This window comes from Rhizobium sp. P40RR-XXII, assembly GCF_012641405.1.
Lineage (GTDB): Bacteria > Pseudomonadota > Alphaproteobacteria > Rhizobiales > Rhizobiaceae > Rhizobium.
Genome location: NZ_JABAII010000012.1, coordinates 50,896 through 70,376 on the forward strand (window position 1 = coordinate 50,896; position 19,481 = coordinate 70,376).

A 19,481-nucleotide genomic window follows, 5' to 3' on the forward strand; every position below is an offset into this window, starting at 1 on the left:
GCCGCGTTTTCGAGCGCGGCCTTTCCGTTTGAGCTTATGTCGGTGTCACTCAGGACTTGAGCAGCCATTCATGCTCGACGGCATTGTGGAATTTCCAGATGCGCTTCGGGCCGGCCATGACGTTGAGATAGTAGAGATCGTAGCCGTGGCAGGCGGCGCAAGGGTGATACCCTTTCGGTACCAGCGTCACATCGCCATCCTCCAGCACCATGACTTCGTCCAGCGACCGGTCGTCGGTATAGACACGCTGGAAGCCGAAGCCCTGCGGCGGGTTTAGGCGATGATAATAGGTCTCCTCCAAGAAGCTTTCGTTCGGGAGATCATCCTGATCGTGCTTGTGGGGAGGATAGGAGGAGGTGTGCCCGCCCGGCGTGATCACCTCTACGACCAACAGCGAATGCGCCGCGCCATCGTCTTCCGGCATGATGTTGTTGACGTGGCGGACATTGGTGCCCTTGCCGCGCGTTAGCGCCGGATGCGTGCCCGGAGGAATGGCGCGGGCTTCATAGGAGCCGCCGCCCGGGGCCGAGCAGACGGCCAGTTCCAGATTGGTCTCGGCGGTCACCGACCAGTTCGAGCCGGCTGGAATATAGAGCGCGTGGGGGGCGCCCTCGAAGGGACTCATGCGCCCGCCGAGCGAGCCGAAATCCTTCGTACCCGCCTTGGCGCTTCCCTTGCCGCTGACCCATACGAGGCAAACCTCGCGACCACCGGTCTCGGCGGAGGCCGTTTCGCCCGGCTTCAGGCGATGGAGATCGAAGCCGACATAGGTCCAGCCGGCGCTTTCGGGCGTGACGTGAGTAACGCGGCCATGGGAGCCGTCAGGTTTGACCTTGAGATTTGGCATAGGTTCTTCCTCCATTGCTTGGAAAAACGTCCCTCGCCATCTTCCGATAGGCGAGGGCGCTCGTCTCTAGCTATCCCTTGGGAAAGCCTTCGGTTTCCACCGTGTAACCCGCTGCCGTCATGACGCGCATCAGTTCGGCATGGCCGACCTCGGCCATCTTCTGTGGCGGCGCCTTGCGCGGGTCCTGCTCGGCCTCGACCACGAACCAGCCTTCATAGCCGTAATCGGCGAAGCGCTTGACGATGGCGCCGAAATCGAGCGAGCCGTCGCCCGGCACCGTGAACGCACCAAGCGCGACGGCATCGAGAAAGGACTGCCTGCTGCGATCCAGCCCATCGACGACAGGCTTGCGGATATCCTTGACGTGGACATGGTTGATACGGGCATGGTGGTTGTCGATGGCGCGCAGAACGTCGCCACCGGCAAAGGCGAGATGGCCGGCATCGAGCAGCAGCGGAATGCCTTCGCCGGAATTGCGCATGAAGGCATCGAGTTCCGGCTCGGTTTCGACCACGGCTGCCATATGATGGTGATAGGAAAGCGGCATGCCCTGGTCTGCACACCATTCGCCGAACTCAGTGACGCGGCGGGCATAGGCCTTCATCTCGTCATCTGAAAGACGCGGCTTGGTGGCGAGTGGCTTGGAGCGGTCGCCCTGAATGGAGCGGCCGACTTCGCCATAGACGATGCAAGGCGCGCTGACGGCCTTGAACAGTTCGATCATCGGCGCGATGCGGTCCTTGTTGGCTGCCAGCTCCTCGTTGACGAGCGTGCCCGAGAACCAGCCGCCGCAAAGAGTCACATCGGCGGCGCGCAGGATCGGCAGCATTTCATCGGGGTTGCTGGGGAAGCGCCGGCCTTGTTCCATGCCGGTGAAGCCGGCGCCACGCGATTGCCGCAGGCATTCCTCGAGGGATACGTCGTCGCTAAGCTCAGGAAGATCGTCGTTCCACCAGGCGATGGGCGACATGCCGAGTTTGGCCTTCATCAATGGTCTCCTTGAAAAAGCTATTGGAGGAGCCGAAACGCTCCCCCAGAAATAGGACGGAAATCAATCAGCCGATGCGCTGGGCGGCGCGGGCCTTTTCATAGGCGGCGCGGGCCTTGTTGACCTCGGCGCGCGGGCTGACCTCGGGAACGGCGACATCCCACCAATGGCCGCCTTCGTCCGTTGTGATCAGCGGATCGGTGTCGATGACGATGACCGAGCTGCGGTCGTTCTTCTTCGATGCTTCGATGGTCTGTTCCAGCTCGGCGATGGAAGCGACCTTCACGGCAATCGCACCCATGCTGGCCGCATGCGCCCGGAAGTCGATCTCCGGCATCACTTCGAAGTGCGAGTCCTTCAAGAGGTTGTTGAAGTTCGCGCCGCCGGTCGCCATCTGCAGGCGGTTGATGCAGCCATAGCCGCGGTTGTCGAGCAGGACGATGGTGATCTTCAGGCCGAGCATGACAGAGGTCGCCAGTTCGGAATTCATCATCATATAGGAGCCGTCGCCGACCATGACGACGACATCCTTCTCCGGCCGCGCCATCTTGACGCCGAGGCCGCCGGCAATCTCATAGCCCATGCAGGAGAAGCCATATTCCATGTGGTAGCTGCCCGGTGCGGTCGCCGGCCAGAGCTTGTGCAACTCGCCGGGCAGGCCGCCGGCAGCGCAAACGAGAATGCTGTCCTTGCCGCCGAGCGTGCGGGTGACGGCGCCGATGACCTGGGCGTCGGAGGGCAGAGCGGCGTTCGTGGTTGCCATCGCCTTGGCGGCCGCCTCCATCCAGACCTGCTTTTCTCGCGTTGCCTTTTCGGCGAGCGATGCCGGCGCGCGCCAACCCGTCAGGCCGGCGGAAAGCGCCTTCAGCCCCTCGCGCGCATCCGTCACCAGAGGGTGACTATTGTGCTTGAGGGCGTCATAGGCCGCGATATTGAGGCCGATCATGGCCAGCTTTTCATTCTTGAACAGCGCCCAGGAGCCGGTGGTGAAATCCTGGCAGCGGGTTCCCACAGCGATCACCAGATCGGTCTCCTCGGCAATGGCATTGGCCGCCGATGTGCCCGTCACGCCGACAGAGCCGAGCGCGAGGGGATGCGTCTCGTCGATGGCCGATTTGCCGGCCTGCGTGACAACGACGGGAATACCATGAGCTTCGGCAAAAGCGACCAGTTCCTTCGTTGCCTGCGAATAGAGCACGCCGCCGCCGGCAAGAATGACCGGCTTTTCGGAGCGGCGGATCAATGCAATGGCATTGGCAAGTTCGTCTGCATCCGGCTGCGGACGGCGCGGCACCCAGACATGCTCCTCGAAGAAGCTTTCCGGATAATCGAAGGCTTCGGCCTGCACGTCCTGGCAGAGCGAAAGCGTCACCGGGCCGCAATCGAGCGGATCGGTCAGCACCTGCATGGCGCGCTTCAGCGCCGTCATGATCTGTTCGGGGCGGGTAATGCGGTCGAAATAGCGGGAGACCGGGCGGAAGGCATCGTTGGCGGAGACGGTACCGTCACCGAAATCCTCGATCTGCTGCAGCACCGGATCCGGCGCGCGGTTGGCGAAAACGTCGCCGGGCAGGAACAGGACGGGAATGCGGTTGACATGTGCTACGCCGGCCGCCGTCACCATGTTCAGCGCGCCGGGGCCGATGGACGTCGTGCAGGCCATGAAACGCTGACGGAAGCTTGCCTTGGCATAGGCGACGGCGGCATGGGCCATGCCCTGCTCATTGTGAGCGCGGAAGGTCGGCAGCTCCTCGCGCACCTGATAGAGCGCCTCGCCCATGCCGGCGACGTTGCCGTGGCCGAAGATCGCCCAGACGCCGCCGAAGATCGGCTGCTTCTGTCCATCGATGATGGTCATCTGCTTCTTGAGGAAATGCGCGACGGCCTGTGCCATCGTCAATCGGATCGTCTTGCCCATCGGGCGCCTCCCAAATGCTAGAGCAATTCCAGGAAAAGTGCGTAGCGGTTTTCCGTCCGGAATTGCGAAAAAAGATATAGAGCGGTTCAGAGCTTCTGTGAAAACTGAACCGCTCTGGAATTTCACAGACCGCGGGTTTTGAGCCACGCTTGTGTCAATTGCCGGAAACGGCCGGCCATGTCGGCAATCGCTTCCTCGTCGTTCATGCCGCCCGATAGCCATGCGCGGGCCGCATCGGAGAAGATGGTCCGCCCGACGGCGAAACCCTTGACCGAGGGCGCGGCCAGCGTCGCCTCGAAGCTTCGGATCAATTCCTCCGCCGGAGCCTCCAGTCCAAGCAGCACGATACCACGGCACCATGGATCATTTTTGGCGATCACGGCATCGATTTTTTTCCAGGCGGCGGTCGATTCCTGCGGTTCCAGCTTCCACCAGTCCGGCTTGATCCCGAGCGCGTAGAGCTCTTCCATCGCCGTCGGGATCGTGTCGTCGGTCAGCGGCCCGTTCTTGCCGGCGATGATTTCGACGAGAAGCTCGCGGCCGACCTTGCGTGCGGCTTCGAATAGGGTGCGCAACTTCTCCTGCTGCTCCGCCTTCAGCTCCTTCGGATCGTCCGGATGATAGAAGCACAGGCATTTGATGCAATGATGAAGCGGCCATTCCACGAGCTGTGAGCCGATGTCCTGGCTGAACTCGAATTTCAGCGGCTTCGATCCCGGCAGCTCGACCGGTCGTCCGATCCACGAGAAATTCTTGGTCGCGGCATCGAAGAAGGCGTCGCGCCCGAAGCGTTCGTCGATCAGCATGCCATAGCCTGAGCGGCCGCCGGCCACCCGCCCCGCCGCCTCGACGGCAAGCCGCTTGAAGGCGACGATCCTGTCGTGGCCGACGCCCAGTTCATCGGCGACGCCGACGAGCTGCGACCGGTGGTCGATGGCGAGCGCCATCAGCAACGGGATGTCGCCGCGCCGGGTCGTCGCCCAATGAATGTGGTTGATCGCCTCGTCCTTGCGCAGTGCCCGGTGCTTGCTGCCTGTCTTCAGGAAGAAGTCGAGCTCGGTCCAGGTCGGATATTCCGGCGAGCAGAGCAGGCGGGAAACGGCAAAGGCGCCGCAGGCATTTGCCCAGGTGGCGCAGGTCTTCAGCGGTTCGCCGCGCAGATAGCCGCGCAGGAAGCCGGACATGAACGCATCGCCCGCGCCGAGAACATTGAACACTTCGATCGGGAAGCCCTGGCCGACAATGCCGGCTTCGAGATCGTCGGCGATCGGGCCGTCATAGACGATGCAGCCCATGGCGCCGCGCTTGAGCACAATGGTCGCCGGAGAGAGGCGGCGGATTTCCTTGAGCGCGCCGAGCACGTTGTCGACGCCCGAGCCGATCATGATCTCCTCTTCCGTGCCGATGATCAGATCGCAATCCGGCAGCGTCTCCCTCATCTTCGAGGAAACGCGATCCGACTTCACATAGCGCTCGAAGCCCTCGGCATGGCCGGCAAGACCCCATAGATTTGGCCGGTAGTCGATGTCGAAGATCACCTTGCGGCCGGCAGCCTTGGCGATGCGGATCGCCTTGCGTTGCGCCGCTTCGGTATTCGGCTTGGAAAAATGCGTGCCGGAAACCAGGACCGCCTTGGAGGACTTGATGAAATTTTCGTCGATATCGTCTTCGTTCAGCGCCATGTCGGCGCAGTCGGACCGGTAGAAGATCATCGGCGAGACGCCCTCCGCCTCGACTGCCAACAGCACGAGTGCCGTCAGGCGCTCCTTGTCTGTTGCGATCCCATCGACGGCCACACCTTCGCGCGCCGCCTGTTCGCGGATGAAGCGACCCATCTGCTCGTCGCCGACGCGGGTGATGAGGCCGGATTTCAGCCCCAACCGCGCCGTGCCGATGGCGATATTGGCGGGGCAGCCGCCGACCGATTTGGCGAAGGAGGCGATGTCCTCAAGGCGCGAGCCGATCTGCTGGCCGTAAAGATCGACAGAGGAACGGCCGATGGTGATCACATCGAGTTTTGCTTCCGGCTGAGCGCCAGGATTGTCGTGTGCCATGATGTCCTCCCGTCGGGGGCATGACCTCTTTCGCTCTATAGCCTGCAGCCTGCGCCGAGATCATGCGTTATTGAAAGTGCCGGTGTTCGTTTCGTCCCGGTTGCGATGGATCGGGCGACCATCTCCCGTGGCCGTGATCTTGGTCGTAGTGAAACATTGGTTCCGAGATTTTGTCAATTCGGAATGTTTATTCCATTTTCGTTTTATCGGATTTTATTGCGCCTTTTCGCCGGCGTTCGGCAATGGCGACCGGAAAGGCCATGATCAGCGCCATCGATGCCGATAACGAGCGGAAGCCGGCAAAATCGGACTCGGCCACTTCGAACCAATGGGTCGCGCAGGCGGTGAGCGGGGAAAAGGCCGAATCGGTGATGGCGATGACGGGCACATTGCGTGCCGCGAGATCCTGGGCCTGCGCCAGACTGTCGGCGGCGTATGGCGAAAAGCTCGCGGCGATCGCTGCGTCCTTCTCCGTAGCAAAACGGGCAATCTCGCCGTCGATGCCGTTGGGTGAGGCGACGATCTGGTGGCGGATGTTCAGCTTGGAAAAGGCATAGGTCATATGTGCCGTCAGCGGATAGGAGCGGCGCTTGGCGATGAGATAGATCGTCTCGGCCGCGGCTAGGACATCCACTGCCTTGGCGAAACGGTCCGTCTCGATGGTTGCGGCGAGCTTGTTGATGGACTGGCTTGCGGCGGACAGGAAGCCGGAGAGAATGCCGGCCTCCTCGTCCTGAATGCCGGAGCGTTCCAGCGTCACCAGCCGTTCTTCGTAGCTTAGGGTGCGATCGCGCAGTCTTTCGCGAAAGATGCTCTGCAGGTCGGAGAAACCCTCGTAGCCGAGGTGATGAGCAAGTCGTACCAGCGTGGAAGGTTGAACCTCGGCGGCAGCGGCAATGCTGGCCGTCGTGCCGAAGGCGACTTCGTCGGGATTGCCAAGCGCGAAGGCGGCGACCTGCGCGAGACGCTTCGGCATGGCGTTCTTGCGCTCGATGATGATGCTGCGCAGGCTTTCGAAGTCGCGCGGAACCCTCGTCGGGGCCTCGATATTATTGTCCATGCGCCGTCCTCAAGCTCCCCCAACACCGACAATGAAACAAATATTCCATATTTGTAACGATACCGGATTTTGATTCGTTCGGCACGAAATATTTTAAGTACATGCTTTTAAATGGATAAATATGGGTCTAACACTCTGGCGAGAGTTTCGAGCCTATGATCACGCTTGTCAAAACGGTCTAAATATTCCAAAAATCCCTCGACTTCGGGAGCAGTTTGAGGAGGAAGGCCAAATGAAGCCGTTGGGCGTTGGATTGATCGGGACCGGCTATATGGGCAAATGCCATGCACTGGCATGGAATGCGGTGAAAACCGTGTTCGGCGATGTCGCGCGGCCGCGCCTGGTGCATCTGGCCGAGGCCAATGCCGATCTGGCAAGGGCGAGGGGCGATGAATTCGGCTTCGAAATGGCAACCGCGGACTGGCGAGACCTCATTGCGGACCCGGACGTCGACGTCGTCTCCGTCACGACGCCCAATCAGTTCCACCCGGAAATGGCGATCGCGGCGCTTGAAGCCGGCAAGCATGTCTGGTGCGAAAAGCCAATGGCGCCGTCCTACGGCGATGCCGAGCGCATGCTGGCCGCGGCCAAGACCTCCGGCAAGGTCGCCATCCTGGGCTACAATTATATCCAGAACCCGGTGATGCGGCACATCAGGTCGTTGATCGCGGAGGGGGCGATCGGCGCAGTCAATCACGTCCGCGTCGAAATGGACGAGGATTTCATGGCCGATCCGAACGGCCTTTTCTACTGGAAGAGCGAGCTTGCCTCCGGCTACGGCGCTCTCGACGATTTTGCGGTGCATCCGCTTTCGCTGCTTTGGTTCCTGTTCGGCCATGTGGAGGCCGTCATTACCGATATGATGAAGCCCTATGCCGAGCGGCCGCTGAAGGATGGCGGCAGCCGCGCCGTCGAAAATCATGATCTTGCGAATGTGCTGATTCGGCTTGGCGGCGGCATTTCCGCCGTTCTCATGGCCAATCGCTCGGCCTGGGGCCGCAAGGGGCGGATAGCCCTGCAGATCTTCGGCTCCAAGGGTTCGATCTCCTACGATCAGGAACGCATGAACGAATTCGAGATCTATCAGGCCGAGGGCAGGGATAGCGAGCAGGGCTTCCGCAAGGTGCTGGCCGCACCCGCCCACAAGCCTTATGACCGCTTCATCCCGGCACCCGGACACGGCCTCGGCTTCAATGATCTGAAGATCATCGAATGCCGCGAGCTGATCCGCGCCATATCAGGCGAGGCTGCGTCGGTCGTGGCTTTCAAAGATGGTCTTCGCATCGAGAAATCGGTGCATGCCATGGCGCAATCCTTCCACGAGCGGTGCTGGGTGGAAATCGAGAGCTGAGCATTTGGCCTAATTTTCTCCCGATCCGGGGTGCAGGGTCAGCTATGATTGACGCTTGCGGATGCAGGCGTTACCCCTGAAGTCCATAGGCATCCCCGTGTTGCACGGAGGATCGCTATAATAACATGGAGTGCGGATCGTGACGGGCAGATTGGTCATAGTCGGGGCCGGGCAGGCGGGTTTCGCGCTCGCGGCCAAATTGCGAGGACTGGGTGATTCGAGGCCGATCACCATCGTTGGCGCCGAGGAAAACCTTCCCTACCAGCGGCCGCCACTGACCAAGAAGTACCTGCTCGGCGAGATGATCTTCGATCGCCTGCTGTTCCGGCCCGAACATTGGTATGCCGACAACAATGTCGATATCCGCGTGTCGACCTGGGTCGAGCAGATCGATCGCGCTGCAAAGCAGATCATCATGCAGGACGGATCGAGACTGGATTACGAGATATTGGCACTGGCAACGGGCGCGACGCCGCGCCACCTGCCGCCATCCGTTGGCGGTGCGCTGGAGGGCGTCTATCTCGCTCGTGATAAGCGCGATGCCGACCTCCTTGCCGGCGAGATGCGCCCCGGACGCCGGGTGCTTATCATCGGCGGCGGATATATCGGGCTCGAAGCGGCCGCGGTCGCACGCCATCGCGGCCTCGAAGTGACCCTCATCGAGATGGGCGACAGGATCCTGCAGCGTGTCGCCGCCAAGGAAACGGCCGATATTTTCCGGGCCATTCATCAGAAGCATGATGTTGTCATTCGCGAGAAGACCGGATTGAAGCAGCTTGTCGGCCGCAATGGCCATGTTGCTGCCGCGGAACTTTCCGACGGCTCGACGATCGATGTCGATTTCGTCGTCGTCGGTATCGGCGTCGCCCCGAATGACAGGCTGGCCAAGGAGGCTGGTCTCGAGGTTGGCAACGGCATCGTCGTCGATTCGTTTGCCCGCACCTCCGACCCCTATATCTTCGCCATGGGCGATTGCGTCGAGCTGCCGTGGGAGGACGGGCGAATCCGCCTCGAATCGGTGCAGAACGCGGTCGACCAGGCGGAGGCCGCCGCCGAAATCATCGCCGGCGGCGACAAAGCCTATGATCCGAAACCTTGGTTCTGGTCGGATCAATATGACGTCAAGCTGCAGATTGCCGGTTTCAACCTGGGTTACGACGAGACGCTTCTGCGCCCCGGCACTCGCGAGGGTGCGGCTTCGATATGGTATTTCAAGCAGGGCCGCTTCATCGCCGTCGATGCGATAAACGATGCAAAGGCTTATGTGACGGGCAAAAAGCTCCTGGAAGGCGGCGCCAATCCGTCCAAGGCGATCCTTGCAGACCCGGCGGCCGATTTGAAGCAGCTATTGGCCTGATATGAGTTTTCAAGTCGGACGGACCGCCTTCCGGCCGACAACCGGCTGTTGCCGAATCTCGGAAAAGAACGCAGCCGAAGGCGAAAAAGCGCTTGCGTCGATAAATGAATGGCCCTATCAGGGCCGCACCGGAGAGGTGGCCGAGTGGTCGAAGGCGCTCCCCTGCTAAGGGAGTATACCAGAAATGGTATCGTGGGTTCGAATCCCATCTTCTCCGCCATTTCCCAAATATCAAGCAGTGATCGCCGTTAGTCCCGCAAATGGGCCGCTTCCCCCCTGGAGTACGGAGCGTTCCTTGATTCGGTCGCCGATATCCGGCCTCTGGCCCGGAGCCTCTCCGGACTATTGCAGGTGCCGCGCCGCCCGGCTGCGAATCGAACGGTGAGAATCGTTTGAGCGCCTGCTTCGATTTGGGACGGCTGCAAGCAAGGCTTGTCCACCGCACTACCGGAAGTCGTCGCCTGAAATGGCGCAGATGACTTGCCTGTTGTCGTGGAGATCCCGAAATCGCCGCGGATTGGCCATTTTGCTGCCCGTTTGCATATCGCGGGCCTCTTTAATCATGTGCCGCCTAAGTACCCGTAGATTAAAGGATTTCTTAACGAAGTCTAAATCTATGTGGCGGCCGTGTTGCCAACTTGTGTCCTTTCGGCAACAGGACTTGCGGAAGGTTCACGCAAATCCCCCTTTCGGAGAAGATGTCGATTGCGTGACAGAGCACGTCTTGTATTTTCACTCTCGGAAGCGAGGGCGATTGATCGTCCACTTCTTGAAACGCGAGAATGGGACAGGGAATACCTTCGGGTAGCTCTCATTCTCGACATAAACTTTGACTGGAGGTCAATATGAACATCAAGAGCCTTCTTCTCGGCTCCGCTGCTGCACTCGTAGCAGTTTCCGGTGCTCACGCGGCTGACGCTATCGTCGCTGCTGAGCCGGAGCCGCTCGAATACGTCCGCATCTGCGACGCTTACGGTGCTGGTTACTTCTTCATCCCGGGCACGGAAACCTGCCTCAAGATCGGCGGTAAGGTTCGTACCGAAGGCAAGTGGTACGATGCCTACAATCCCGATGCACGCGATGGTACGATCTGGCACACTCGTGCTGAGTTGAACGTCAACACCGCGACCGACACCGAATACGGTCCGCTGAAGACGGAAACCATCATCCGTTGGGACTGGAACGACGGCAACGCAACGTCCACCAACCTGCTCTGGGCTTACATCAGCCTCGGTGGCTTCACGGTTGGTAAGACGGACTCGCAGTTCAACCAGTTCACCGGTTATGCCGGCGACGTCATCAACGACGACGTGGTCTATGACGGCCCGTACGAACTGAACCAGATCACCTACAACTACGACGCTGGCAACGGCTTCACGGCTGTGATCTCGCTCGAAGACAGCAACTCCGGTTCGGGTGCTACGGGCTCCAACGGCGAAGACAGCTCCGATCACTACGCTCCTGACGTTGTCGCAGGTGTTGGCTACAAGGCCGGCGCATGGGGCTTCAAGGTCGTCGGCGGCTACGACTCGATCGTTGAAGAAGGCGCTGTCAAGGCTCGCGTTGACGCCGACTTCGGCGCATTCTCGGCCTTCTTGATGGGCGGCTGGAACACCGACGGCGACAAGCTCAACAAGTACGCTGGCGCTGGCGGCGGTGGCTCTGCCTCCGGCATCGGCTGGGGCGACTGGGCTGTCTGGGGCGGCGTTGGCGTTCCGATCAACGAAAAGCTGAAGTGGAACCTGCAGCTCGCCTACACCGACTCGAAGATCTTCGCCGCTACCACGAACGTCAAGTGGAACCCGGTCAAGAACCTGCTCATCGAGCCGGAAGTCTCCTACACCAACTGGGACTCCATCAATCAGGACCAGTGGGCTGGTATCCTGCGCTTCGAGCGTAACTTCTAATCTGATTTGACCTCGGTCTATCCGATTTTCACTTCGGTGAAGGAAAAGCCCGGCCATTGGCCGGGCTTTTTCGTGTTTGCAAGTATTAGCAAACCAGAATGCTATATCCATTACCGCCATGCAGCCGTCGTTAAATACAGCTCTCTAAATTCGGCGAATTTTTTAGCTGAGCCAGAGTAGAATTCGGCTTTTGATGCGTCTGCGATATGACAGTTTTGCGACGTGATTTTTGTGCAACGCACACTTTGAAACGCCCGTCACAATTGCTGATAGTTTATCTCTGATATTGCTCTGAAAAAAACGATCTGTAGGTTCCAGATCGGAAGCAAGACTTACTGTCTTGGTTCTCCCAGATCAGGGGTCAACTTTTAAAACTAGGTGGGTAGGGCGCGTCGATTTTTCGGCGTGATTTCTCATACCTAATTGATATTGAAACTGGAGTTACTATGAACATCAAGAGCCTTCTTCTCGGCTCCGCTGCTGCGCTGGCAGCAGTTTCCGGTGCTCATGCGGCCGACGCCATCGTCGCTGCTGAGCCGGAGCCGCTCGAATACGTCCGCATCTGCGACGCTTACGGTGCTGGCTACTTCTTCATTCCAGGCACTGAAACCTGCCTCAAGATCGGCGGCCGCGTCCGTACGGAAGGTGGCTGGTACAACGCTTACAAGGCTGGCCAGGACGCAGGTGCACGTGGTACCTACTGGCATACCCGCGCTGAACTCTCTCTCGACACCGCCACCGACACCGAATACGGTCCATTGAAGACCAATACCGTTGCTCGTTGGGACTGGAATGACGGCAATGCGACAACGACGAAGCTGCTTTGGGCCAACATCAGCCTGGGTGGTTTCCTCGTCGGTAAGGCTGATTCGGTCTACTCGACCTTCCTCGGCTATGCCGGCGACGTCATCAACGACGACGTGATCGAATACGGTATCAATGGTACCGACGAACTGAACCAGATCACCTACAAATATGATGCCGGCAACGGCTTCACGGCTGTGATCTCGGTGGAAGATTCCAACTCCGGCGCTGGCGCTACTGGTGCAAACGGCGAAGACAGCTCCGACCACTACGCTCCGGACGTTGTCGCCGGTGCTGGCTACAAGGCCGGCGCCTGGCAGTTCCGCGTCGTCGGTGGCTACGACTCCATCGTTGAAGAAGGCGCCGTCAAGGCTCGCGTCGACGCCGACTTCGGCGTTCTCACCGCTTTCGTCATGGGCGGCTGGAACACCGATGGCGACAAGCTCAACAAGTATGCCGGTGCCGGCGGTGCTGGTCTCGGCTGGGGTGACTGGGCTGTCTGGGGCGGCGTTGGCGTTCCGATCAACGAAAAGCTGAAGTGGAACCTGCAGCTTTCCTACGACGACGTGAAGACTTTCGCCGCGACGACGAACGTCAAGTTCAACCCGGTCAAGGACCTGTTGATCGAGCCGGAATTGACCTACGTCAACTACGACGCCGTGAACAAGGATACCTGGGCTGGTATCCTCCGCTTCCAGCGCACTTTCTAATTCGGTTCGCCGAATCGAATTTGACAGATCTTCCGATCAGACCTCCGATCGGAAGAGGGAAGGCCCGGTCTCCCACCGGGCCTTCTTGTTTCGTATAGAGTCCAACGATTTGAGGCTCGTCCTCAAAGCCCTGAGATGAAATCCCGGATCGCGTCCGGAATATCGCCGAAATGCAGGATTGGGGCATGCCCTTGTCCATTGGCGATCTTGACGATGGTGCCTGGATGGCGTCTTGCCATCTCATCGGTCGTGGATTGCGCAAGCAGCTTCGAATTCTCGCCGCGAATCACCATCAGCGGAATGTCCTGAAATCCTTGGAATTGCGTCCACAGGTCGGGAATCGGCGCTTCCAGGTCGAGTGCCTGCATCTGGGCAGCGATGGCGGGGTCGTAATCGGCAGCGGGTTTGCCATCGACGGAGGCGTAGATCGCTCGCGCCATGTCCTGCCAGTCCTCTTCGCCAAGCGCGGTAAAGGCATTGCCATGGTTCTCCCGCAGGATTTCGGTCGCCTCGCTCCAATTGGCGGGTTTCTTGTCACGGTTGAGATAGTCGCGAATATCCGCCAGCCCGATCTTCTCCAGGATGGGACCGATATCGTTGAAGATGACCGCTTTCAGGATATCCGGCCGGTTGGCCGCAAGCATATGCAGGACCAGGCCACCGCGCGACGTGCCGACGAAGATAGCTTGCCGAAGATCGAGGGCAGCGCAAACCGCCAGCACGTCCTGCGCTTCGACGACGAGATTGTAGTGGGATTTGTCGGGATCCCGTTCGGACAGGCCGCGTCCGCGAGCGTCGAGTGTGATCACCCTGTGTGGAGCGAGGGAATCCTGCGAGAGAAGCAGCGCCAATTGATGAAAGTCGCGTGAATTGCGTGTCAGCCCCGGCAGGCAGAAGACGGGCGGCCGGTTTCGTGTCGCGCCGGCATAATCCCGCACATGAAGCTTCAGGCCGTCCCCGGCCGGTATCGTTCTGGCAAGGAAACCGCTTTCATCGTCGCTGCGCATGCATCATCCCTCGTGCTTCGGACATTGCGAGGGATGTAACGGCATTTCTCCGACACGCACAACTGCGGTTCTCGGCTAACCGCGGCCGTTGACCAGATCCTGCACGATGTCGGCCTTTTGTCCGAGCCGCGCCTTGTAGACCTGGTAGTTTTCCATGACCCGCTGGACATAGTTCCGGGTCTCGGGGAAGGGGATGCGCTCGATCCAGTCGACCACGTCGTCGAGCGACTTGCCGCGTGGGTCGCCGTAGCGGCTGATCCATTCCGGCACCTTGTTCGGTCCGGCATTGTAGGCGATGAAGGTAAGAATGTAGGATCCGCCGAACGTATCGATCTGCTCGCCGAGGTAATGAGCGCCGAGTGTGGCGTTGTAGCCGGCATCCTGTGTCAGCTTGTCGGCGGAGTAGGCCATTCCGTGCCGGCCGGCAACCGCCTTTGCCGTCTTCGGCAGCAGCTGCAGCAGGCCCCGCGCATTGGCGGAGGAAACCGCAGCCGGATTGAAGGCGCTTTCCTGGCGGGCAATGGCGTAGGCGAGCGCCTTGCCGGAGCCGGAGATATTGGCATTGTCCGGAATGACGCCGATCGGGAAGGCCAGTGCCGCCACGTCGACGCCACGCCCATAAGCAATCTTGCCGATCTGCAGCGAAAGCTGGTGGTTACCGGAGCGCTCGGCTCGAGCCGCCAGCAGGGCGATTTCGCCGGGGCTTTCCAATTGTTTTGCCATGGCGCGATAGAGCGCCTCTCCACGCCAGCCATGCCCTGCCGCCTCGAGCTGCGAGATCGCCTGCACCGCTTCGCGCTCCTGGAAGCGTTGGCGGTCGGCAGCCGAGGGGCAGGGATAGCTGACGTTCAGCGTGCGGCGGCCGAGCTTCTCGGCGGCAAGCTGTCCATAGAACGTGCTCGGATAGGAGGCCGCCTTCGCATAGAAATCGGCTGACTTACCCGGGCCGCCCGCTTCGGCTGCGCGGCCGAGCCAATACCAGGCGCGCGATTGCGAGATCGGCCCGTTCGAGACCAGCAGGATCTTGCGGAAATGGCTTGCCGCGCTTGCGCCGTCCTGCAGACCGCGCAGAGCGTACCAGCCGGCATGGAATTCGGCTTCGCCGACATCCTGCGGGCTTTCCGCGACGCTGGCGTCGACAACGCGATAGGCTGCTTTGAATTCACCCTGGTCCACCAGGCCGCGGCTGACGATACGCTGCTCGTTCCACCATTGGCCGGGGCTGACGAGCACGCCGCGGTCACGCGGCATTTGCGCCAGAAGATTGGCCGCGTCGTCGTATTTGTTTTGGCGGCGTAGGCTTTCGATGCGCATGAAGAGATAGGCGGGATCCTTGCGCCATTGCGCGTCGACGGCTGCTATCAGCGCGTCGGCGTTCGGCGAGCGGTTATTGACCGCGGCCCAGGCCTTGTAGAGCGATTGCGCCTTGCCGAGATCGCCGAAACGTTTGGCCTGCGCAGTCTGGTCACGGTAAAGCAGATAGTCCATGCGCGCATTGTGATCGGCGGGAGACAGCAGGCTCGGGAATTCGGCGAGGATCTTGTCCTCGAGAGATTTGTCGAGCGGCTCGTCGCGCCAGATCTTGCGGATCAGCTTGCCGGCTTGAGCGGATGAGCCGCGCGCCATCAGCGCGCGTGAAAGGATGATGGCGCCTTCCACGGTTTCCGGCTGCGAGTTGCCGAAGGCGGCGAGAACCTGATCCGTCGCCGGATTTTCGTCGTAGAGCGCGCGCTCGGAATTGGCGCGCAGGCTGCCGAGCCCCGGCCATCCCACGAGTTCGCGAGCGGCGGTGGCAATCTCGCCCGAGGGAATGCCCGGCTGGCCCGACGTGGCAATCGCCCAGGTCAGGATATGACGATCAAGCGTGCCGTCGCCCATGCTGTTGCGAATGGCCAGCGCCTGCATCGGATTCTTGTTGGAAAGCGCGTCCAGGCCCGCCTTCAGATCTCCGCTCACCGGTGCGATGGCGCCGCTGCGCGGGATCGCGGCTGTGCTTATCGGATCCGTCGCCATGGCGAGATCGGTGCTGGCGCGTGTAGATGCCTGTTGGCCGGGAAGCTGCGAGGCAACGGCGCCCCAGGCCGCCGCCAAGCCCACAGCGGTCCAGATCATGACTGGTCTCTTCATCCGGCTACTCACAAAACAAACGGTCCCATTCCATTTGCCAAATGCTATATTAACGAAACCTTACCGGTGGTCCGAATTTCAATCAATTATGATATCGGAAACTGCCCTCTACCATCCAAAGCGTGCTTGTCGCGGTCAAGCCGGCGCTTTATGGTGCGCGGATTCATAACCATGGATTGCGGCCGAAGCATGAATGCCGCGCCGCTAGGAGACTTGCATGTTCCAGGGATCCATTCCCGCACTCGTTACGCCCTTTACTGACGCCGGCAAGGTGGATGAGGCGTCCTTCGCCTCGCATGTCGACTGGCAGATAAAAGAGGGTAGCAAGGGTTTGGTGCCCGTGGGCACGACGGGGGAATCGCCGACCCTGTCGCATGACGAGCACAAGCGGGTCGTCGAGCTTTGCATCGAAGTCGCCAATAAGCGCGTTCCGGTCATGGCGGGAGCGGGTTCGAACAATACCCGCGAGGCGATCGAGCTTGCGCAGCATGCCGAAAACGTCGGTGCCGACGCGGTTCTGGTCGTTACGCCCTACTACAACAAGCCGACGCAGAAGGGGCTTTACGCGCATTTCGCCGCCGTTGCCGAGGTGGTTAAGCTGCCGATCTATATCTATAATATTCCGGGCCGCTCGGTCGTCGACATGACGCCGGAGACGATGGGGGCGCTTGCGAAGACCTACGGCAATATCGTCGGCGTGAAGGATGCGACGGGCAAGATCGAGCGCGTCTCCGAGCAGCGCATCAGCTGTGGCCGCGATTTCCGCCAGCTTTCCGGCGAGGATGCCACGGCGCTCGGCTTCAACGCCCATGGCGGCATCGGTTGCATTTCCGTGACCGCCAATGTCGCGCCGCGCCTGTGTGCCGAATTTCAGGCAGCCACGCTTGCCGGGGACTATGCCAAGGCTCTCGAATATCAGGATCGCCTGATGCCTTTGCACAAGGCGATCTTCCTCGAGCCCGGTCTCTGCGGCGCCAAATATGGTCTTTCACGCCTTGGTCGCATGAGCCGCAACGTCCGTTCGCCGCTTTTGTCGACCTTGGAACCGGGCACGGAGGCTGCTATCGATGCGGCCATGCGCCACGCCGGCCTTCTGAACTGACCCATAGCAAGCATCGGCGAAACTCTCTGCAAGGCCGCTCTCTTCACAAGGGGGGCGGTCTCGCTTATTTAGGGTGCAGGAACTTGGCGCGCCGAAGGCTGCCGCCGGAATGATACAAGAAAAGAAGAACAATCATGGCCCCCAAAGGCAGCCAACGTGTAGTGAACAAGGTCGTCGCGGAAAACCGCAAGGCCCGTTTTAACTACGAGATCATCGATACCTATGAGGCAGGGCTCGTGCTGATGGGCACGGAGGTCAAGTCGTTGCGCGAAGGCAAGGCCAACATTGCTGAATCCTATGCTTCGGATGAAGGCAACGAGATCTGGCTAATCAACTCGTATCTGCCGGAGTATCTACAGGCGAACCGCTTTAATCACGAGCCGCGCCGCCGCCGCAAGCTCCTGCTTTCGAGCCGCGAAATCGGCCGGCTGCGCTCCGCCATCAATCGCGAGGGCATGACGCTGGTGCCGTTGAAGATCTATTTCAACGACCGAGGCCGCGCCAAGCTGGAATTGGCTCTCGCCAAGGGTAAGAAGCTGCATGACAAGCGCGAGTCCGAGAAGGAGCGCGATTGGAACAGGCAGAAGAGCCGTCTGCTCAAGGACAATCGGTGAGGGTGAGGGTGAGGAGCGATCGGGCAAAGCCCGAGCAATCGATCCAGTGAATCGATTGCAGCGACGAACGCCCTGAGCCTCAGCGAAGGGCCGGTGGCCGCGGCAAGCGCGCAACTACCCTCGGCGACTATACTGCGGATTGCAGCGACGAATGCCTCTTCGGCAGGCTCAGGATGCCTCAGCGAAGGGCCGGCGGCCGCGTCAAACACGAAACGCTTCCGCCGCGCACGCAATTACCCTTCGGCAAGCATCGAACGCATCTGACGCAGTGCCAATTACTCTTCGACATCCGTCGAGGCGGGCGCCGGTTCGACGGGACGTTGTGGGCGCTCCGAAGCCTCGCGGCCGATCTCTGCCTTCAGCGATACGAGATCGATGAAATGGTCGGCCTGCCGGCGCAGATCGTCAGCGATCATCGGCGGCTGGGTTGCCATGGTCGAGATGACCGACACCTTGCGGCCACGGCGCTGCAGGGCCTCCACGAGGTTCGTGAAGTCGCCGTCGCCGGAAAAGATCACCAGGTGATCGACGGTTTCGGATTGCTCCATGGCGTCGATCGCCAGTTCGATATCCATGTTGCCCTTGATCTTGCGGCGACCCATGGAGTCCGTGAATTCCTTGGCCGGCTTAGTGACGACCTTGTAGCCGTTATAATCGAGCCAATCGATCAGCGGGCGGATCGAGGAGTATTCCTGATCTTCGATAAGAGCGGTGTAATAATAGGCGCGCAGGAGATATCCGCGTTTCTGAAAAGCTTTTAGGAGCTTGCGGTAGTCAATATCGAAACCGAGGCTCTTGGATGCAGCGTAGAGATTGGCGCCATCTATAAAGAGTGCAATTTTTTCGCGTGGGTCAAACATCGCTTACATATCCGCTGTTATAAAAACGTAATGATTTCATTCAAAGTTCAGCTAAAACAATCCGTTGCAAAGCGTTGAAGAATAATTCGTAGTACTTTATGAATTATTCATATAACCGAGATGTAGGGCACGAAATGTGATATTCCAAGCAATCGCAGGTAGAAATCGCCGTTTGTCTAGGGTAATTTTAGCACTTTCCCAGGGAGTGCGAAGGCGCTCAAACAGGAAAAACTTGAATTTGCCATCGTTTGCTTGTATCGGCGTGCTACTCCGAGACATGATGACGACATCACGACCGCAAAGGACAGGCAATGGCCCGTGTCACAGTAGAAGATTGCATTGATAAAGTAGAGAACCGGTTCGAGCTCGTGCTGCTCGCCAGCCATCGCGCCCGCCTGATTTCGCAGGGCTCCTCGATCACGATCGACCGTGACAACGACAAGAACCCGGTTGTTGCGCTGCGCGAAATCGCCGACGAGACGCTGTCGCCTGATGATCTCAAGGAAGATCTCATCCATTCGCTGCAGAAGCATGTGGAAGTGGATGAGCCCGAGCCCGATCCGGCAAGCCTGCTCGCAGCCGGCGCCTCCGCCTCCAGCGACGAGGAAGAAGATCTGCCGGAGACCGTTACGTTCGACCAGATGTCGGAAGAAGAACTTCTGGCCGGTATCGAAGGTCTGGTTCCGCCGGAAAAAAGCGACGATTACTGATCGTCGAGCTTGATGCTCCGGGCAGGAGCGATATGATGGGGAAATGCGTGCGCCGGTCATATGAC

General features: G+C 60.0%; 15 protein-coding genes and 1 tRNA gene. 8 read left to right on the forward strand and 8 right to left on the reverse strand.

Annotated features, from left to right (window positions below; all coding sequences use genetic code 11):
- Positions 1-49: 49 nt before the first annotated feature.
- The 5 genes from iolB to HGP16_RS21730 all read right to left on the reverse strand — a co-directional run bounded on the left by iolB (position 50) and on the right by HGP16_RS21730 (position 6,867).
- A complete protein-coding gene (iolB, locus tag HGP16_RS21710; RefSeq protein ID WP_168842069.1) occupies positions 50-847 on the reverse strand; it encodes a 5-deoxy-glucuronate isomerase in 798 nt (265 codons plus the stop codon).
- A gap of 70 nt (positions 848-917) precedes the next feature.
- A complete protein-coding gene (gene iolE, locus HGP16_RS21715) occupies positions 918-1,835 on the reverse strand; it encodes a myo-inosose-2 dehydratase (protein WP_168842070.1) in 918 nt (305 codons plus the stop codon).
- Between the two features lie 67 nt (positions 1,836-1,902).
- Positions 1,903-3,753 carry a 3D-(3,5/4)-trihydroxycyclohexane-1,2-dione acylhydrolase (decyclizing) gene (gene iolD, locus HGP16_RS21720; protein WP_168842071.1) on the reverse strand — a complete coding sequence of 617 codons (1,851 nt, stop codon included), beginning with the start codon at positions 3,751-3,753 and terminating at the stop codon, positions 1,903-1,905.
- A gap of 122 nt (positions 3,754-3,875) precedes the next feature.
- A complete protein-coding gene (gene iolC, locus HGP16_RS21725; RefSeq protein ID WP_168842072.1) occupies positions 3,876-5,807 on the reverse strand; it encodes a bifunctional 5-dehydro-2-deoxygluconokinase/5-dehydro-2-deoxyphosphogluconate aldolase in 1,932 nt (643 codons plus the stop codon).
- 187 nt (positions 5,808-5,994) lie between these two features.
- Positions 5,995-6,867, reverse strand: coding sequence for a MurR/RpiR family transcriptional regulator (locus HGP16_RS21730; protein ID WP_168842073.1), 873 nt, complete (start codon positions 6,865-6,867; stop codon positions 5,995-5,997).
- 232 nt (positions 6,868-7,099) lie between these two features.
- Between HGP16_RS21730 and HGP16_RS21735 the strand changes: the two genes are divergently transcribed.
- The 5 genes from HGP16_RS21735 (at position 7,100) to HGP16_RS21755 (ending at position 12,996) form a co-directional block, all read left to right on the forward strand.
- Positions 7,100-8,218, forward strand: a complete 1,119-nt coding sequence (locus tag HGP16_RS21735; RefSeq protein ID WP_168842074.1) for a Gfo/Idh/MocA family protein — start codon at positions 7,100-7,102, stop codon at positions 8,216-8,218.
- A 139-nt stretch (positions 8,219-8,357) separates the two neighbouring features.
- A complete protein-coding gene (locus tag HGP16_RS21740; protein ID WP_168842075.1) occupies positions 8,358-9,575 on the forward strand; it encodes an NAD(P)/FAD-dependent oxidoreductase in 1,218 nt (405 codons plus the stop codon).
- A 130-nt stretch (positions 9,576-9,705) separates the two neighbouring features.
- Positions 9,706-9,795: transfer RNA gene (locus tag HGP16_RS21745), tRNA-Ser, on the forward strand.
- Positions 9,796-10,420: 625 nt separating this feature from the next.
- The gene (locus HGP16_RS21750; protein ID WP_168842076.1) at positions 10,421-11,482 is read left to right on the forward strand and encodes a porin; all 1,062 of its coding nucleotides are present in this window, start codon (positions 10,421-10,423) and stop codon (positions 11,480-11,482) included.
- A 446-nt stretch (positions 11,483-11,928) separates the two neighbouring features.
- Positions 11,929-12,996 carry a porin gene (locus tag HGP16_RS21755; RefSeq protein WP_168842077.1) on the forward strand — a complete coding sequence of 356 codons (1,068 nt, stop codon included), beginning with the start codon at positions 11,929-11,931 and terminating at the stop codon, positions 12,994-12,996.
- Between the two features lie 122 nt (positions 12,997-13,118).
- Here the strand turns inward: HGP16_RS21755 and HGP16_RS21760 are convergent, their stop codons facing one another.
- Together HGP16_RS21760 and HGP16_RS21765 are read right to left on the reverse strand one after the other, a co-directional pair.
- Entirely contained in the window at positions 13,119-14,003 is an 885-nt protein-coding gene (locus tag HGP16_RS21760; protein WP_168842078.1) for an alpha/beta fold hydrolase, read from the reverse strand.
- Between the two features lie 75 nt (positions 14,004-14,078).
- Positions 14,079-16,130: a lytic transglycosylase domain-containing protein gene (locus HGP16_RS21765; RefSeq protein WP_168842079.1), complete on the reverse strand. Its 2,052-nt coding sequence runs from the start codon at positions 16,128-16,130 to the stop codon at positions 14,079-14,081.
- 217 nt (positions 16,131-16,347) lie between these two features.
- Here HGP16_RS21765 and dapA point away from each other — a divergent pair, with 217 nt between their 5' ends.
- Complete coding sequence (gene dapA / locus HGP16_RS21770) at positions 16,348-17,232, forward strand: 4-hydroxy-tetrahydrodipicolinate synthase (RefSeq protein ID WP_168842080.1); 885 nt, start codon at positions 16,348-16,350, stop codon at positions 17,230-17,232.
- 134 nt (positions 17,233-17,366) lie between these two features.
- Positions 17,367-17,846: an SsrA-binding protein SmpB gene (smpB, locus tag HGP16_RS21775; protein ID WP_168842081.1), complete on the forward strand. Its 480-nt coding sequence runs from the start codon at positions 17,367-17,369 to the stop codon at positions 17,844-17,846.
- 275 nt (positions 17,847-18,121) lie between these two features.
- Here smpB and HGP16_RS21780 read toward each other — a convergent pair whose 3' ends face one another.
- Positions 18,122-18,706 (reverse strand): NYN domain-containing protein, encoded by a 585-nt coding sequence (locus tag HGP16_RS21780; protein ID WP_168842082.1) that lies wholly within the window; start codon positions 18,704-18,706, stop codon positions 18,122-18,124.
- Positions 18,707-19,017: 311 nt separating this feature from the next.
- On the opposite strand from HGP16_RS21780, the gene rpoZ reads away from it, so the two are divergent.
- Positions 19,018-19,416, forward strand: a complete 399-nt coding sequence (rpoZ, locus tag HGP16_RS21785; RefSeq protein ID WP_069616142.1) for a DNA-directed RNA polymerase subunit omega — start codon at positions 19,018-19,020, stop codon at positions 19,414-19,416.
- The last annotated feature ends 65 nt before the right edge of the window (positions 19,417-19,481 follow it).

Bases quoted from the DNA above. Each gene is read 5' to 3' on its own strand.
- smpB (WP_168842081.1), top strand. From the start codon at position 17,367: ATGGCCCCCAAAGGCAGCCAACGTGTAGTGAACAAGGTCGTCGCGGAA.
- HGP16_RS21750 (WP_168842076.1), top strand. From the start codon at position 10,421: ATGAACATCAAGAGCCTTCTTCTCGGCTCCGCTGCTGCACTCGTAGCA.
- HGP16_RS21735 (WP_168842074.1), top strand. From the start codon at position 7,100: ATGAAGCCGTTGGGCGTTGGATTGATCGGGACCGGCTATATGGGCAAA.
- iolE (WP_168842070.1), bottom strand. From the start codon at position 1,835: ATGAAGGCCAAACTCGGCATGTCGCCCATCGCCTGGTGGAACGACGAT.
- HGP16_RS21730 (WP_168842073.1), bottom strand. From the start codon at position 6,867: ATGGACAATAATATCGAGGCCCCGACGAGGGTTCCGCGCGACTTCGAA.
- HGP16_RS21755 (WP_168842077.1), top strand. From the start codon at position 11,929: ATGAACATCAAGAGCCTTCTTCTCGGCTCCGCTGCTGCGCTGGCAGCA.
- iolB (WP_168842069.1), bottom strand. From the start codon at position 847: ATGCCAAATCTCAAGGTCAAACCTGACGGCTCCCATGGCCGCGTTACT.
- dapA (WP_168842080.1), top strand. From the start codon at position 16,348: ATGTTCCAGGGATCCATTCCCGCACTCGTTACGCCCTTTACTGACGCC.
- HGP16_RS21760 (WP_168842078.1), bottom strand. From the start codon at position 14,003: ATGCGCAGCGACGATGAAAGCGGTTTCCTTGCCAGAACGATACCGGCC.
- HGP16_RS21780 (WP_168842082.1), bottom strand. From the start codon at position 18,706: ATGTTTGACCCACGCGAAAAAATTGCACTCTTTATAGATGGCGCCAAT.
- iolD (WP_168842071.1), bottom strand. From the start codon at position 3,753: ATGGGCAAGACGATCCGATTGACGATGGCACAGGCCGTCGCGCATTTC.
- iolC (WP_168842072.1), bottom strand. From the start codon at position 5,807: ATGGCACACGACAATCCTGGCGCTCAGCCGGAAGCAAAACTCGATGTG.
- HGP16_RS21765 (WP_168842079.1), bottom strand. From the start codon at position 16,130: ATGAAGAGACCAGTCATGATCTGGACCGCTGTGGGCTTGGCGGCGGCC.
- rpoZ (WP_069616142.1), top strand. From the start codon at position 19,018: ATGGCCCGTGTCACAGTAGAAGATTGCATTGATAAAGTAGAGAACCGG.